Source organism: Nostoc sp. ChiVER01, from assembly GCF_034531155.1.
Taxonomy (GTDB): domain Bacteria; phylum Cyanobacteriota; class Cyanobacteriia; order Cyanobacteriales; family Nostocaceae; genus Nostoc.
Genome location: NZ_JAVRBS010000012.1, coordinates 32,695 through 48,664, shown reverse-complemented (window position 1 = coordinate 48,664; position 15,970 = coordinate 32,695). Strand labels below are relative to the sequence as shown.

Below are 15,970 nucleotides of genomic sequence, written 5' to 3'. Positions count from 1 at the left end.
GAGTAATTTATTCCTAACTCCTCACTCCCATGTCTATTGACCAATGACTAATGAAAAACCAGATTGGATACGATTGCACAAAGCCTTGGCAATAGAAGCTGAACGCGGCTTTACAGACTTGATGGGCAGAGAATACCGCTTTAGTGAATTTCTTAGTCTAACTTTGGGCAAATTCCCAACAGGCTTACCCCAAACTGAACGCCGCCGTTGGCAAGGACTAGCGGTGCAATTTGCTAGTTATCCACATCTAGCATTGGAAGAAAGACAACATTTAGTAGCAGAGACTCGTAGGTATCTCTCTCAACTACAGAAAGAAGAGCAGGGGGAGCAGGGGAGCAGGGGAGCAGGGGAGCAGGGGAGAATTTATCAATCCAAAATCCAAGTTGCGCTTCCAGCGCATCAAAGGCGCGACCCAAAATCTAAAATTATCACTGAGGTGAGTCGGAGGCTTGCACCGAACATTGACCAAAAACTCAGCGATTTACCAGAAATAGGTTTTAAAAAAGCTGATAATTTAGCACGGCTTGGTTTACACACCGTCCGCGACTTGCTTTTCTACTATCCTCGTGACCATATTGATTATGCGCGTCAGGTGAATATCCGCGAGTTACAAGCGGGTGAGACGGTGACAATAGTGGCTACAGTAAAGCGTTGCAACTGCTTTACTAGCCCTAAAAATCAGAAATTATCAATTTTAGAACTGGTAGTAAAAGATAATAGTGGTCAAATCAAAATTGGTCGTTTTTACGCAGGTACACGTTTTAGCAGTCGCGCTTGGCAAGAAAGTTTAAAACGCCGTTATCCAGTAGGTAGCATTTTGGCGGCGTGTGGGTTGGTAAAAGAAAGTAAATACGGTTTAACACTGGATAATCCAGAACTAGAGGTTTTGGCAAATCCAGGAGATTCGATTGAGTCCTTGAATATTGGGCGAGTAGTACCAATTTATGGACTAACTGAAGGAGTGGTAGCAAATACAGTGCGACAGGCGGTAATAGCTGCTTTACCTGCTGCGGCTAACCTGAAAGACCCTTTACCAAGTGGTTTGCGACAAAAGTATGGTTTGATGGAATTGAAAGATGCGATCGCTAACATTCATTTTCCTAGTGATAGCGCCGCTCTGCAAGTTGCCCGTCGTCGCCTAGTTTTTGATGAATTTTTCTACTTACAACTTGGATTACTACAACGTCAACAGCAAGCAAGGGCTATTCAAACCAGCGCCATCCTGGTTCCACGCGGTCAACTTGTAGAAAAATTCCACGAAATACTGCCTTTTCAACTTACTGGCGCACAGCAACGAGTCCTTAACGACATTCTCAACGATTTACAGAAACCCGTACCAATGAATCGTTTGGTGCAAGGTGATGTCGGTTCTGGTAAAACGGTCGTTGCTGTGCTGGCTATCCTCGCAGCAATTCAATCTGGCTATCAAGCGGCGCTGATGGCTCCCACAGAAGTTTTGGCAGAACAACATTATCGCAAGTTAGTTAGCTGGTTTAACCTCTTGCATTTACCAGTAGAATTACTGACAGGTTCTACTAAAACTGCTAAACGAAGACTAATACATTCTCAGTTAGGAACTGGTGAATTACCTCTGTTAGTGGGAACCCATGCCTTGATTCAAGACCCCGTAAACTTCCATCAACTCGGGTTAGTGGTGATTGATGAACAGCACCGCTTTGGAGTAGAACAACGGGCGCGTTTGCAGCAAAAAGGTGAACAACCCCATGTGTTGACTATGACAGCTACGCCGATTCCTAGAACCTTAGCACTGACGATACACGGGGATTTGGATGTAAGCCAGATTGATGAGTTACCACCAGGACGACAAAAGATTCAGACAACAGTACTATCGGGTCAGCAACGCAACCATGCTTACGACCTCATGCGCCGAGAAATTGCCCAAGGTAGACAAGTTTATGTGGTTTTGCCCTTGGTAGAAGAATCAGAAAAACTGGATCTGCGATCGGCTGTAGATGAGCATCAAAAGTTACAAGAAAGCGTTTTTCCTGACTTTCAAGTAGGGCTGCTACACGGTCGCATGAGTTCAGCCGATAAGGATGAAGCAATTACCAAATTTCGTGATAACCAAACACAAATTTTGGTTTCTACTACCGTTGTTGAAGTTGGTGTAGACGTACCTAATGCCACAGTAATGCTCATTGAAAATGCGGAGCGATTTGGCTTATCGCAACTTCACCAATTGCGGGGGCGTGTTGGTCGTGGTGCAGCTCAGTCTTACTGTTTGTTGATGAGCAGTTCCAGAAGCCCTGATGCTCAACAACGGTTAAAGGTGTTGGAACAATCTCAGGATGGCTTTTTCATCTCTGAAATGGATATGCGTTTTCGTGGGCCTGGGCAAGTACTGGGAACTCGTCAATCAGGAGTGCCAGATTTTACATTGGCAAGTTTGGTTGAAGATGAAGAAGTTTTACTTTTAGCGCGACAAGCAGCAGAGAAAATAATAGAGATGGATGTTACTTTAGAGCGTTGGTATTTGATGAAAGAAGAGTTGAAGTATCGGTATGAGCGATTGATGGGTGGGGCAATTTTGACATAATATATAATAATTCTGAAGTAGAGGACTAACCCGCCTTAACCATCCTCTAACCCGCATAACTCTTTGATTCCCTGTAGCGATCGCTTTGGGGAATTGTGATTTAGTGAGGTTATCTCAGTAGAAAATCGCGTTATTCGTATCAGGTTTGTAGTGCTAGCGATAAAATAATTTAACTATCACGCCGCCCTAAAAACAATATTTATCGGTGTTTGAGGATATTGAATCAAAGGAGAAAGTAAAATTGTAGAAGTTCAACACAAGAAAAATGACTGATACACCCGAATATTTCCCTAACCGGATAGATCGTATTGAACAAATAATCTTGGGGTTGGCACAAAGACAAACTAGTACACAAGAACAATTAGATAATTTAACCATTAGACAAGCTAACACACAGGCACAACTGGATGAACTAAGCCAAGAAATGAGAGAGCTAACCAGTAACGTTGACCGTGTTTTGGGTCTTAGTGCGATTTTGGATGATGTGTTACTTGAATTACGTGATAGCCATGAACAACATCAACGTAATTTTGAAGAACATCAGCGCACCACAAACGCTGCATTACAAAGTCTTGAGTCAATATTGTTGCAGTTGATCAGAAATAATTCTTGAGATGCGATGGTAAGAGTTAACGACCACAGGTAGCGTGTAAGAGTACCTACGGTCAAACTTAAGTTATTTAGTATCCTCTTTATCCTTAGATGTTTGCAGCAAATAACGTACACCCATAGGCGATACGCTTACAGCTACAGAAATAAAATCAGGGTGTAAAATCGCCCAGTAAGAGAGTTATAGCGGCTAGGACAGCAATAATATTCTTCAAAATATTCATAAAAATCTCTATAAACTTATTAGTACTTTGTCAAATCACTACAAGTATTTAGTAGGCACTATTTATAATTTCAGATTTTTATCTCTAATAAGGGCTGTACAGTCCAAAAGTAGACCAATAGCTCCCTGTCCCAAGAAATAGTTTCCCTAAATTGTGCGATCGCTTTTGAGTGAGCTATTAGACTGTACCTAATATTACTGTTAATAACTTATATAAAAATATACGACAAACCATATAGCGCCCTTACAACCGATTCATCTGTTGCAAAGTTTTTTGGAAATGGTATTAGACCTAGCTCTGCACTCCTCACTATTCAATCACGATACTTGTTGCATTTCGGCATAAGCTTGATAAACACCTTTCACGTTGTACCAGTTGAGAAAAATTCGGGCAATTTCTAAAGCTAATTGCGGTTTACCTAAATTAATTAGCCATTGCAATAATGGAGCCATTGTGCGTTCATTAACTGCGCCATTGAGTGACAAAATTCCCCAAAGTAAGCGATGCAACCAAGTCATTTGAATCATCATTCGCACTTCCCATGTGGGATGCTTTTGATAAAACAAAACTCCCATACGTCCGCGTTGAATTTCTTGGTCAATCAATCGAGGAATTTGTTCTAATTTAAATGCTGGATGCCAGTGATATCCTACGGCTTCGGGACATTTAATTAGTGTCAAACCTAGTTTTTTCAGCCGTACACCTAATTCTAAATCTTCCCAGCCATAGAGTTGAAAGCTAGTGTCAAAAAGTCCGGCTTTCTCTAGCCAATATTTAGAAATTGCTACATTTCCCGTAGCAAAAAAAGCTGCTGAAAAATCTGTGACTTTGTAGGGTTCAGCAGTTGGGTTATTGAAATTACAAGTATTAATAACTGCACCGTAAGTGAAAAAGCGATCGCTCCCTAATTTCTCCTTTCCCTGCACTAGCGCCTTTGCATGAGCTTGCAAGAAATTTTCCAACACCACTAAATCGCTATCAATAAAGATAATTGTATCTCCCAGTGCCTGTTCTACACCCAGATTCCTCGCCGCAGCCGGGCCAGCATGATCTTGCTCAAACCAGCGCACATGGGGAAACTCCTCTTCGTGTGCTGTTAACCACTCCAATGTGCCATCAGTAGAACCATCATCCACTAAGACAATCTCGTAATCAGTAACCGAACTTAACTGGCTCAACTCCTGTACCTCCAAGGCGCGGAGGCACTTTTCTAAAATCGGTTGGCGATTATAAGTCGGTATCACAACGCTGAAAAACACAGTCTCACCCACAACACAATTTATCTATCTCCAGGATAGGACAGATGCGACGCTGTCACTGTTCCTTACATAATTCTGGTTACGGAATATAGTAAATCTGCCCATGATGCAATATTTGCTGAATACCTAAAAGCAGGTATATAAATTTACTATATTAACATTTAAATTTATACATCTCTCTATGTCCGTTAAAGATTATTTAACAGGTACAGAGGTATTTATGCTTAATTGATATTACTTTTTTCCAGATTATTTTTCAGTAAATAATAACAGTTGATAAATTCTAATTAATCACTATATAACCTGTTGTTAATTTTTATTGATTATATTTTAGGACAAACTTATAAAAATTCATGCATTTAAGTAACTTAAACTGTAAAAAGGTTTTTTGAGTAATGCTTTCACTTCAATGGTGTGGATGTGCAGATAATTCTGTAAAAGTAGTTAATAATTACCAAAAAGCAAAAATTTTGTGGATAACAGTAGGTTTACTTGCTATTTTTTTTGTTGCTGAGTGGAGTGTGGGTTTATGGAGTCAAAGTTTATCCTTACAGGCAGATGCAGGACACATACTATCGGATATTACAGCTTTAGCAATATCGCTACTTGCTAGTTTTTTAGCACAGCAACCAGCTAAGGAAAAAGCAACGTTTGGACATCAGCGAATCGAAGTTTTAGCAGCATTTTTGAATGGATTAGGTTTACTTGCGATCGCTACTTTTATCATATTAGAAGCTATTCAACGCTGGCAACATCCAGCAGCAATTTTAGGCTTACCAATGTTAGCAATTGCAGTATTAGGTTTAATCATCAATCTGCTCAATATTAATTTGCTTCATCCGCACAGTCACGACGACTTAAACCTGCGGGGAGCTTTGCTTCATGTCATCGCCGATACTGTTAGTTCTGTTGGCGTTATTATAGCTGCTTTAGTAGTTCATCTTTGGGATTGGTGGTGGGCAGATGTTGCCATTAGTATAGTCGTTGCAATCTTTACGGGTTTGAGTGCCTTACCTTTAGTGCAAGAAAGTTTAAAGATTTTTTTGGAGTATGCACCGGAGTCAATAGATCCTGTTGATGTGGAAATATCTCTCAAATCTTTTCCTGGTGTTGTTGAAGTAGAAAAACTTCATATCTGGGCAATTAGCTTAGATAAGGTAATGCTTTGTGCCAACTTGACAGTTAAATGTGCAACTATTCAGGAACGCGATCGCTTACTTACTAAGTTGGAAACTCACATCCGAAAAACTTTTAATATTGCTGAGATAACTTTACAGCTAGCTAGCTCTCAAAAACCTTCAGCGTTACCAATTCATCCTTTATTTAACCAAGATTTAGTTTTCATGTTATCTGCAAGTAAAACTAATTTAAACCAAAATCATAGCTAAATTCATAGTTGTTCTAATTGCTACTATAAATTTCAAATAAATTGTGCTAATTTACTCTACCTATATTTAGTTTTTAAAGATTGTTTAAACATAATGCTTATTGGCATTTTTCTAACTGTCAAAGCATAACAATCACTGATTGTAACTCGGTTATTCATTAAGAGGTTTCCCAATCATGGCTCTCATTCAAAAATCCAAAATGATTTCATTACTGAAACAGTATAAACGCGCCTTAGCTTGGTTTATATCCGGTCTGGTTATGGCAGCTTTGTTGTTCTTGGGAACATCAAATCAACAACCAGCAACCGCCTTTGAGCAAAGTCAAGCTACAGCCTATACTCAGCCAAATGGGACTGCTACAGGCTTAGACTTTGGTGCTACTCATCTAGAACCAAATTTTTATCAGTATTAAAAGCTAAAACTTACTCAATTAACTTTAAGGCACACTGCAATGATTTCATTTTTGCAAAAGTACAAGCGATTTCTAGCCCTTACGATGGTTGGCTTGCTTTGTACCGTTCTATTAGTAGTTGGTAATTCTGTTTTTCAGCCGACTATGGCGGCTGGTAATGGAGTTAACGTAATTATCATGATTGGCGATGGTATGGGTTGGAATATGGCACGGGCCGCAGCCGTTGCCAAAGGCGCTCCTTTTTACACTAGTGGTAAAGGCTCAGGTCTGAGCTTCCAAAAGCTCAGTGGATATGGATTGGTGACTACTTACGGCACAACTATTCAGGGAAATACACCAGCCAATCCAACAGACCAGCCCCATCTAACAGGTAACTCTGCTCTGGATGGGTCAAATACAGTGACTGCTGCAAGTCCTCTTCGCCCCAACTTCTCATTCAAGCCTACTCCTTTTAACCCTGGCAATCGAGCTGATGGTAATAGCCTAGAGGATGGTAATCTGGCGGGTTATGACATCAGTAAAGGCGGCCCTGTTCCTTGGGTTCCTTTGACCCCTGCTAATTCTGGTAGTTATGACAAAGATTACATCAAGTACAGTTATCCCGACTCTGCTAACACAGCTACAACTCTGTATACGGGAGTAAAGAGCTTCAACAACGCGATGGGGGTTGACATTTACGAGAAGAAGTTGAAAACCATCCTAGAAATTGCCAAAGAAAAAGGTAAGTCTACAGGCTTGGTAACTTCCGTACCTGTTAGTCATGCAACGCCTGGTGCTGCGGCTTCTTTCGTAAATCGTCGTAGTAAGTACGATAGTGCTTACGACCCCAGCAAAACCAACCAAGACAGCATTTTGCAACAGACATTGCTAAACTTTAAACCCAATATTTTGTTGGGTGGCGGTCATCCCAAAGATTTTGAAAATAAAGAAAGTACAAGTACAGCAGAAGGCGTCTTTAAGTACACGTACATTACCGAAGACACCTACCAGCATCTGAAGAATAATCCTACGTCCAATCGTTACGGCTATACCTTTTTGGAACGTGGCCCTAATGCAGCTAAGACACTGCTAAACACGGCTGCTAAAATCGACCCCAACAAGGGAGGCAGATTATTTGGTCTGTATGGTGCGCGTGGACAAAATGGCAACATTCCTGTTAGTTCCTCTAAGGGAGATTATAGTTTGACAGGTTTGGACAACTTCTCTCTGTATACCTCTGTTGTCAAGCCTGGAACGCCGGATACCTGTCCATCAGGTCAGATAATAACTGGTACTGCTGGGGATTGTGTTCCTGTTATTGATGCAGCTGGTAATCCCATCGCTCCTAATGCTCCTGCACCCGATACTGTTCGTCCTCTGGCTCCTGGTGAAACTGATGCCAGCTTTATCGCTAGAGAAATTAATGAAAATCCAACTTTAGCTGATTTGACCAAAGCAGCTTTAACCGTTTTAGGTAAAGACAAAGATGGCTTCTGGTTGATGGTTGAGGGAGGCGATATCGACTGGGCTGCTCATGACAACAACATGGATAACCTCATCGGAACCATGAATGATTTTGATAAAGCAGTCCAGCAAGTTATTAGTTGGGTAGAGAATCATGGTGGTTGGAGCAAGAACTTGCTATTGGTTACTGCTGACCATGACCATTACCTGACTCTGAATAATGACTTTGCTTCTAAATTGACTCCCAATCCTAACCCAAATCAGGCTAAAGGCTTGAAGTATAACGCCAAGGACATCACCTTCGTTAAGCATAATCCTACTGATGCTGGTCACTTCTGGGGGTCTGATCCAAATTACAAATATCTCTGGGGTAGCCATAGCCGTCGCGTTGTACCTGTTTACTACCAGGGTGCTTACGCATCAACTCTGACGCGATCGCTAGGACAAGGCTTCCAGATTACAGATAGTTCTGGTACTTACAATGTGCCTGGTGTTCGGGGCGTGGTTGACCAAAGTCATATCTTCCAAGCCATGAAAACTGCGATCGTAAGTCCGTAAATTGAATACGCTGCTTCAGTAAGATATTAACTGAAAAGCTTTCTTTTGCAGAGACGTGTATTACCACGTCTCTGTCTCAAAAAACTATTGCGGTATTATTGCACCTGTTCTTTTATCAAGGGAAAAAATGACTGATTCTATCTTCAAGAAGTTAGCAGCTGCAACAGTAGGAACTGCTTTGATTTTTTCGTTAGGGGAAACTATCCCTGCTCAAGCAGCCGTAACTTATAATTTTTTTAACGATGATAAAACTCTCACAGGCACTTTTTCATTCAACCAAGCAGCAGCAGGCGATCAAGAAGTAACGATCGCAGAAGGTTTAAAGATTTCTGCTAGCTATGGTGGTCAGTCATACACTGAAGCGGATGATCCTTTAGCGTCAGTTTTTACCGACAAAACGGGAAAAATTTTTAATAAAGTGGGATTAGGGTTGTATTTTACACCTAGCGATTTTAATGTCTACCGCGAAAATTTTATCAATCTGAACGATTCAACTAGTACGGGTGTTCAGACCGTCACTTATACCAGTGTTCCAGAGCCAAGTTTAATGCTTGGATTGTCTGTATTTGGGTTGAGTTTGTTCTTGAGTAAAAAGATAGCATCTTCTCAAACATCAAGCACAAAAGCTTAAATCAAATTATCAAGAATAACAGGGTGGGATAATCCACCCCGCAAATTTTTAAATTTATAAAATCTCAAAGCTCAAATTCCCAATTTTTCTAGAAAGTTAGGGAATCATGTCATTCACATAATAATTTAGGATTGCTACATCGTTTTATTAGCATCAGACATTAACGGTAATGTCTAGGTTTGCAGTTAATTAATCTATTACTTGTTGCATGAATAAAATATACATCGATTGTTTAGATATAATAATGACTCATTGTTTGTTTTCCTAACTGGAGAAATTAATGGGTCGCGCCAAAAAGGTTGTCCTGGCATATTCTGGTGGAGTAGATACCTCCGTTTGTATCCCTTACCTCAAACAGGAGTGGGGTGTAGAAGAGGTGATTACTTTAGCAGCAGATTTAGGTCAGGGAGATGAATTAGAGCCAGTTCGAGAAAAAGCTCTGAAATCGGGTGCAAGTGAATCCCTCGTGGCGGATGTCAAAGACAGCTTCGTTAAAGATTACGCCTTTGGAGCGATTCAAGCCAACGCCCTTTATGAAAGCCGTTATCCTCTCGGAACTGCCCTTGCTCGTCCACTGATTGCCAAGGTATTAGTAGAAACGGCTGAAAAATATGGTGCTGATGCGATCGCTCACGGTTGCACTGGCAAAGGTAACGATCAGGTTCGCTTTGATGTCTCAGTTACTGCCTTAAACCCCAACCTAAAAATCCTCGCACCAGCCAGAGAATGGGGCATGAGCCGTGAGGAAACCATCGCTTATGGTGAAAGGTTTGGTATCCCCTCACCAGTCAAAAAATCCTCTCCCTACAGCATTGATAAAAATTTGCTCGGTCGTAGTATTGAAGCTGGTTTACTCGAAGATCCGTCATTTGAGCCACCAGAAGAAATTTATGAAATGACCAAAGCGATCGTGGATACTCCCAATGAGCCAGAGTACATCGAAATTGGCTTCCACAGTGGTATTCCGACAACCCTCAACGGTATAGCCAAAAAGCCAGTTGAACTAATTGAAGAACTCAATCAGGCGGTAGGAAATCACGGTATCGGACGGATCGACATGATCGAAAACCGTCTGGTAGGGATTAAATCGCGGGAAATCTACGAATCACCTGCAATGTTAGTGCTAATTCAGGCGCATAGAGATTTAGAAAGCTTAACTTTGACGGCAGATGTCACCCATTACAAGCGTGGGATTGAAGAAACTTACAGCCAAATTGTTTACAACGGTTTGTGGTATAGCCCACTCAAAGTTGCCCTAGATGCCTTTATTCAAAAGACACAAGAGCAAGTCTCTGGAACTGTCCGAGTGAAGCTGTTCAAAGGCAACTCTACGATAGTTGGGCGTTCGAGTGATAATTCTCTCTATACTCCCGATTTAGCAACCTACGGAGCCGAAGACCAATTTGATCATAAAGCTGCTGAAGGCTTTATCTACGTTTGGGGGCTACCGACTCGCATTTGGTCGCAGAAAATTAAAGGTTAAAAGTAGAGACGCGATTAATCGCGTCTTTACAGGAATTAGGAGTAGGGGCGCGATTAATCGCGTCTGTTAAAAAATCAAAATCCAAAAGTAAAAATTAAAAAAATAACTTTTTACTTTACTCCTAATTCCTAACTCCTAACTCTCACTTTTCACTACTCGCTTCTTTAACTTGGCGAGCCTCTAACCACAGAGGCACAATAATTAAGGCAGCGAGAATCAGTAAGGCTGCGATCGCAAATTGACCTACCCAAGCAACCAATTGCTCTAAGGAAACAATTCTGCCAGCAAAAAAAGCTAATGTCACCATCAAACTAGCCCAAGCAACTGCTCCTAAAAAGTTGTATAAAAAGAATTTCCCAAAGGGCATTTCAGCTATCCCAGCTAGTGGTGCAGCAAAAACTCGTAACAATGCCAAAAAACGTCCAAAAAATACTGCTTTAGCAGAATTTTGACTAAATTGCTCTTTAATGGTTAGCAGCCGCACTTCAGAAATCCGAAGTATGCTAGCAACTTTTACCAGAAAAGGCCAACCGCTAGCTCTACCAATCCAGTAGCCACAAGTGCCGCCAATTACAGCACCCATAATTGCATTACCGAGAACCAGCCAGAAATTTAGTTCATCGCTGCCAGCTAGAAACCCGCCTACTAAAGTCACGGTTTCGCCAGGAAGGGGAATGCCTAAATTTTCTAGCAAAATTCCCAAAAAAACTGCCCAATACCCGTAAGTGTGGGCGACTCCTTGGATATTTTCTAGTGAAATCAGCTCTAAAGACATCCCGCACCACCGTCTTTACAAATTTTTACTTTTATTATATCTTTGCTTGTTTATGCGCGGGGTGTCAATTAAAACCGCAGATAGACCCATTGAGCCATTACCATTGAGCCATTAGTTTAATTCTGAATAATCCATAACTTAAAATCTATAGCAACTATTAATTTTTTGCTATTAACTATGCATTTTTTAGAGGGTGATACCACAATTTCATAATTTATTACAAACAAATTAAAATATTTATAAAAAATTTATAAATATCCAGTCAAATGATAAAAATCTTGTAAAAGATACGGTTGATACCGAAATTGTTAAGCGTTTATGCCTATATTGATAAAAGTTATCACAAATTATACGGCATGAATACTGAAATAATCTTTCTCAACTGCACGACTGTTATTTGCCCAAATACCACGGTAAAACAGTAATTTTGCTGGTGAAAGAGAAAAGGTATTAATGTCTTTTTTCAATTTTTTTCAAGTGTTCCAACTACCCTGTTAAATTCATGATTCTCACACAAGAACTTCAAGTTATTTTGTTTAAACCCCAAGCAAGCATAGATTTGGAAGGCGGTAAGACTTTGAGTGAACAAATGGCTAGAGTAGTACCCCAAGCTCATCAACTTTGGGTTATCGACTTAGCAGAAGTTAATTTCATGGACAGTTCTGGATTAGTCCCCTTAGTAAAAGGGTTGAAAGCTGCACGTCAGAGTGGTTGTCGCTTGGTTCTATGCAACGTGCAAGCTCCTGTACGGTTAATTTTGGAACTTACCCAACTAGATTCAGTGTTTGAAATTTTTCCCACTTATGAAGACATTTTTACCACCGTTAAAGATAAAAGTCTGATGCTAGCAGCCTAAATAATAAATCTACCTATAGATGGATGGTGGAGTCAAGCAATATTTGCATTTTTTTATATTCTTAAAGAGAACAGTCTGGTGCTAGCAGACTAATTTTCTTTTTTTCTAGAGAAGAATGTTGAGCGAAACTCATGGCTTTGACGTAGGTAATATTAATAGGCAGATGAATAAACCTGCTTGTTGGAAGCCATCCATCTATTAAATTGATGGATAGGCAAGTTTGTAGTGAGTTAACGCGGTCATCTCTTAAAAAGAGAGTATAGGGCCTTCTCTGCGAGAGGCTTCCGCAAACGCGAAGCGTCTTGTAGAGAAGTGGTTTCCCCCATAAGCGACTAACTTTCCCTTTAAGTAAGAAAGGTTATGTTATCAGCTTTTGTGTTATTTATAACTCCATAGTTCTTATTTATTGTAAATCAAAGGGTTTAAGAACCCTACATTTACATATAGCATCCGCTTCAGTCAGGGTTTAAATCTCCGTCTGAAATGTCTTTAATTTTGAATTTTGAATTGTTAATGCCTTGGTGTACTAGTTGGATATATCCAAGATAGTTTTTCATGGCAATTTTTTACCTGTTCGCTTCCAGTATGATGATAAATTTAGGCGTTCTGGGGAGTTGAAATGTTAGTTTCTTCGGATACTGGACGGGGAAAATTTGGCAAATCAATGCCACTGTGACTAGCATTGCGAGTTTTGAGTGCTAAACGGTAACTCACACTTTGCAATTCTGCTTGTAGTTGGCGGTTTTCCCGTTGTAGCATTGCTACCTTTTCTCTCACTGGCGTCATTCGTTCTTCAAACTTCCGCCGATAAATTTGAGGTAACTCTTGCACTACCTGCTCCAACATCCGAGTGCGATCGGTGAGTTCTTGAACTGACTGTCGCAATTGGTAAATTTCGGAGTCACGAGTTGTAATTTGCTCTTGGTAGAACGCCACCTGCTGCTCTACAGCTTGGAGTTGTTCTTGCAAAGCCTGTAACTGGGTCGTATCGCGCTCAAGATCCGGCTGCTGGGGCATAAAACTAGTGTTACCCTTTACCAGCCGGAAAAGTTCTTGAGATAATTGTTGTACTAAGGAATCACGAAGTTGCAATTCTTGGCGTAGTTGCGATACTTCCGTAGAGAGAACTTGAATATTGGGTGTATCAGATTGGCTCACAGTAGCTTACAGCTCCCATTCAGAATCTTGTCCACTCTTAGGTATAACTGCGGGAGTACTACCTTTGGCAAGTATTTGTTAATGTAGCATTCCCAAGCAAGCATGAAAAAAGAAAAAACAAAATTTTATTGAATGGGATTGGGCATGGGGCATGGGGCATGGAGGATTAATTATTTCTTCCTCGTATCCCTATCCCCTATTCCCTATTCCCTATCCTTTACACTGTTGCAGGCGCAGCTACTTTAGTGGGTCTTTCTTTTTCCTCTTTAGGAGGTTTTTCCTCTTCGGCTTCCTGCTTGACTGTCAAATAGCGAATCACTTCTTCACTTAAACGCATGGCGCGTTCAAAGGGGGTGATCGCAGTTGCAGGTGCAGTGTAATTTAACTGGATGTAGATGCCATCGCGGTGTTTTTTGATTTCATAAGCAAGACGACGCTTACCACGATTTTGAATTTGGATATCCTCGGCGCCTTGGTCGCGAAGCAAGTTCTGATATTTAGTCACTGCTTGCTCTACCTGTTCGTCTCCCAGGTCAGGGCGGAGAATGTACATTGTTTCGTAACTAGTAGTCATATTTTTCAGTCTCCTTATGGACAGAAATGGCTGCTGGTGCTAATTTATACCTATTTTAATTCAAAATGTCGGTATTAATCAACATCTGAAGCAACAAGGAACTATAATCTTACCAGTTTTAAATTTGAATCATTAGCCAAATCGCCGAAATTTAAATTTTTTGGATGTCCTTAATGAAAAATAGGTCGCTTCCCGACCCCCAGATTTCTTTAGCTTATTCCAAAATAATCTCTCACTTAACCGCAACGTATTGGGACATATCTTATAGCGAGCGATCGCTTTCAGGCTCAAAGCTCAATCGGTTCGCCAAAAAGCTAACTGATGATTGCTACCCGCTCACAGCAACAAAAAAGCAGATAAAAGGATATTCATTAAGGTTATGGCGCAACGCTATGTGCGAATTCAAAATCAAGAAGGACAGGTTTACTATGGGTTACTACAAGTATCCCTGAATGTGCAGGTGCTAGATGCTCCGCCTTGGTTACAAGGACAACCCACTGATTTAACTTTGACACCAGAAAATTACGAAATTTTGGCTCCCTGCGCTCCCTCAAAAATTGTGGCAGTGGGTAAAAATTATGCAGATCATGCAGCAGAAATGGGAACTCCAGTCCCTTCTGAGCCACTAATTTTTCTCAAGCCACCCACGTCGATTATTCCATCTGAGAAAGAAATTAAGTATCCTCGCCAGTCACAAAGAGTTGACTACGAAGGAGAGTTAGCATTAGTAATTGGCGATTACGCCTTTGAATGTACACCAGAGGTAGCCCAAACGAAAATTTGGGGCTATACCATCGCCAATGACGTAACAGCGCGGGATTTACAAAAACGGGATGGTCAATGGACGCGAGCCAAAGGTTTTGATACTTTCTGTCCCTTGGGGCCTTGGATCGTGCGGGAATTAAATCCAGGAGCGAGATTGCAGACTTTTGTGAATGACAACGCCAATCCAGTCCAATCTGCCTGTATCGATCAGATGGTGTTTTCTCCCGATGTTCTAGTTTCTTATATCAGTCAGGTTATGACGCTACTACCTGGTGATTTGGTGCTTACAGGTACGCCGGAGGGTGTAAGTCCATTGCATCCAGGCGATCGCGTCCGCGTCGAAATTGAAGGTATTGGTCGCCTGGAAAACACCGTAGCGCCCCGTTAATTTCTAACGCACCTGCATATATACTGCATCGGAAATCGCCGGAATTTCTGCATAACGTCCCAGTAGAGACTGGACGGCAGAATATGCAACTGCTGCTACAACGCCTAGAAAGATGGTGTTAGCTACTGTTTCTATTGCAAAGCTAGTACCAGGAACCTCTGCTAAAACTCGCACCAGTATAGAACACAAAAATATAACTATGTCCAAAAGAATCGCCTGCATTGTGTTGAAACGAATGAAGTGATTGATTTTTTCGTTTCTCACCACTAATAGAAACAAGGCAAAGAACACAATTATTTGTCCAATTTGTCCTAAACTACCGTAAATTATTAAAACTGGTTGCAGTGGTAAAAGCAGAACTTGTAGTGCTGGAAACTGTTTAAATAAAAACCTGCCAAAGACTAAACCATCAACTAGGGGCAGCAAATAAGGCAAGCAAGCAAAAATTCGATCTGAAACTGTTGTAGACCCGCGCCAAGACATTATGCGTTCTCCTATGGTTAAATTTTAATAGTTACTTGAGTTTAGGATAACGCAGTTGCTTCGTCTTGCTGGCAAATTCATACTATTCTATATGGGCAATGCGAAAACCCATGACACACTCATACTGGTCTGGCTGCTGTTGAGTGAGTTTGCCAATTGCTTGACCACAACGCAGTTGACCCCCACGCCAACGGGGTTGACCGCTCCTGTCAGCGAGTAAACAAGACTGGCAAACTTGCTCAGGGGCAAGGATTTGCTCGTCCATTAAAATGACTAGCATCGAATCCCTCCTGTAAATCCTCATTGTCACCCACATTCTACTCAGGTGAGGATGCGCTTTGTAGAGGTTCAAAGAAACGCTGCTTTGTAGGTTAGGCGCGTGCTGCGCGGTTAAGTGTTGTGATTTG

At 41.1% G+C, this 15,970-nt stretch carries 15 protein-coding genes; 9 read left to right on the top strand and 6 right to left on the bottom strand.

Annotated features, from left to right (window positions below; all coding sequences use genetic code 11):
- The first annotated feature begins 43 nt into the window (after window positions 1-43).
- Together recG and RMY00_RS17120 are read left to right on the top strand one after the other, a co-directional pair.
- Window positions 44-2,557: an ATP-dependent DNA helicase RecG gene (gene recG / locus RMY00_RS17125; protein ID WP_322648668.1), complete on the top strand. Its 2,514-nt coding sequence runs from the start codon at window positions 44-46 to the stop codon at window positions 2,555-2,557.
- Between the two features lie 265 nt (window positions 2,558-2,822).
- Window positions 2,823-3,170, top strand: a complete 348-nt coding sequence (locus RMY00_RS17120) for a hypothetical protein (protein WP_322648667.1) — start codon at window positions 2,823-2,825, stop codon at window positions 3,168-3,170.
- A gap of 537 nt (window positions 3,171-3,707) precedes the next feature.
- Here the strand turns inward: RMY00_RS17120 and RMY00_RS17115 are convergent.
- Window positions 3,708-4,661 carry a glycosyltransferase family 2 protein gene (locus RMY00_RS17115; RefSeq protein WP_322648666.1) on the bottom strand — a complete coding sequence of 318 codons (954 nt, stop codon included), beginning with the start codon at window positions 4,659-4,661 and terminating at the stop codon, window positions 3,708-3,710.
- A gap of 383 nt (window positions 4,662-5,044) precedes the next feature.
- Here RMY00_RS17115 and RMY00_RS17110 point away from each other — a divergent pair, with 383 nt between their 5' ends.
- The 5 genes from RMY00_RS17110 to RMY00_RS17090 all read left to right on the top strand — a co-directional run bounded on the left by RMY00_RS17110 (window position 5,045) and on the right by RMY00_RS17090 (window position 10,564).
- Complete coding sequence (locus RMY00_RS17110; RefSeq protein ID WP_322648665.1) at window positions 5,045-6,037, top strand: cation diffusion facilitator family transporter; 993 nt, start codon at window positions 5,045-5,047, stop codon at window positions 6,035-6,037.
- Between the two features lie 175 nt (window positions 6,038-6,212).
- Window positions 6,213-6,449, top strand: coding sequence for a hypothetical protein (locus RMY00_RS17105; protein WP_322648664.1), 237 nt, complete (start codon window positions 6,213-6,215; stop codon window positions 6,447-6,449).
- Between the two features lie 39 nt (window positions 6,450-6,488).
- Window positions 6,489-8,450 (top strand): alkaline phosphatase, encoded by a 1,962-nt coding sequence (locus RMY00_RS17100; RefSeq protein WP_322648663.1) that lies wholly within the window; start codon window positions 6,489-6,491, stop codon window positions 8,448-8,450.
- Between the two features lie 127 nt (window positions 8,451-8,577).
- Window positions 8,578-9,081 (top strand): PEP-CTERM sorting domain-containing protein, encoded by a 504-nt coding sequence (locus RMY00_RS17095; protein WP_322648662.1) that lies wholly within the window; start codon window positions 8,578-8,580, stop codon window positions 9,079-9,081.
- Window positions 9,082-9,361: 280 nt separating this feature from the next.
- Window positions 9,362-10,564 carry an argininosuccinate synthase gene (locus tag RMY00_RS17090; protein WP_322648661.1) on the top strand — a complete coding sequence of 401 codons (1,203 nt, stop codon included), beginning with the start codon at window positions 9,362-9,364 and terminating at the stop codon, window positions 10,562-10,564.
- A 142-nt stretch (window positions 10,565-10,706) separates the two neighbouring features.
- Here RMY00_RS17090 and RMY00_RS17085 read toward each other — a convergent pair whose 3' ends face one another.
- Window positions 10,707-11,339 (bottom strand): DedA family protein, encoded by a 633-nt coding sequence (locus tag RMY00_RS17085; RefSeq protein WP_322648660.1) that lies wholly within the window; start codon window positions 11,337-11,339, stop codon window positions 10,707-10,709.
- A gap of 502 nt (window positions 11,340-11,841) precedes the next feature.
- Here RMY00_RS17085 and RMY00_RS17080 point away from each other — a divergent pair.
- On the top strand, window positions 11,842-12,195 hold the full coding sequence (locus tag RMY00_RS17080) for an STAS domain-containing protein (RefSeq protein WP_322648659.1): 354 nt from the start codon (window positions 11,842-11,844) through the stop codon (window positions 12,193-12,195).
- Window positions 12,196-12,792: 597 nt separating this feature from the next.
- On the opposite strand, the gene RMY00_RS17075 is transcribed toward RMY00_RS17080, so the two are convergent.
- Both RMY00_RS17075 and rpsF read right to left on the bottom strand, forming a co-directional pair.
- The gene (locus RMY00_RS17075) at window positions 12,793-13,353 is read right to left on the bottom strand and encodes an Npun_F5560 family protein (RefSeq protein WP_322648658.1); all 561 of its coding nucleotides are present in this window, start codon (window positions 13,351-13,353) and stop codon (window positions 12,793-12,795) included.
- Between the two features lie 217 nt (window positions 13,354-13,570).
- On the bottom strand, window positions 13,571-13,927 hold the full coding sequence (gene rpsF, locus RMY00_RS17070) for a 30S ribosomal protein S6 (RefSeq protein WP_322648657.1): 357 nt from the start codon (window positions 13,925-13,927) through the stop codon (window positions 13,571-13,573).
- A 379-nt stretch (window positions 13,928-14,306) separates the two neighbouring features.
- Between rpsF and RMY00_RS17065 the strand changes: the two genes are divergently transcribed.
- On the top strand, window positions 14,307-15,080 hold the full coding sequence (locus tag RMY00_RS17065; RefSeq protein WP_322648656.1) for a fumarylacetoacetate hydrolase family protein: 774 nt from the start codon (window positions 14,307-14,309) through the stop codon (window positions 15,078-15,080).
- Window positions 15,081-15,083: 3 nt separating this feature from the next.
- Here RMY00_RS17065 and RMY00_RS17060 read toward each other — a convergent pair whose 3' ends face one another.
- Both RMY00_RS17060 and RMY00_RS17055 read right to left on the bottom strand, forming a co-directional pair.
- Window positions 15,084-15,563, bottom strand: a complete 480-nt coding sequence (locus RMY00_RS17060; protein WP_322648655.1) for a Tic20 family protein — start codon at window positions 15,561-15,563, stop codon at window positions 15,084-15,086.
- Window positions 15,564-15,645: 82 nt separating this feature from the next.
- Window positions 15,646-15,843 carry a hypothetical protein gene (locus RMY00_RS17055; protein WP_322648808.1) on the bottom strand — a complete coding sequence of 66 codons (198 nt, stop codon included), beginning with the start codon at window positions 15,841-15,843 and terminating at the stop codon, window positions 15,646-15,648.
- Window positions 15,844-15,970 lie beyond the last annotated feature (127 nt).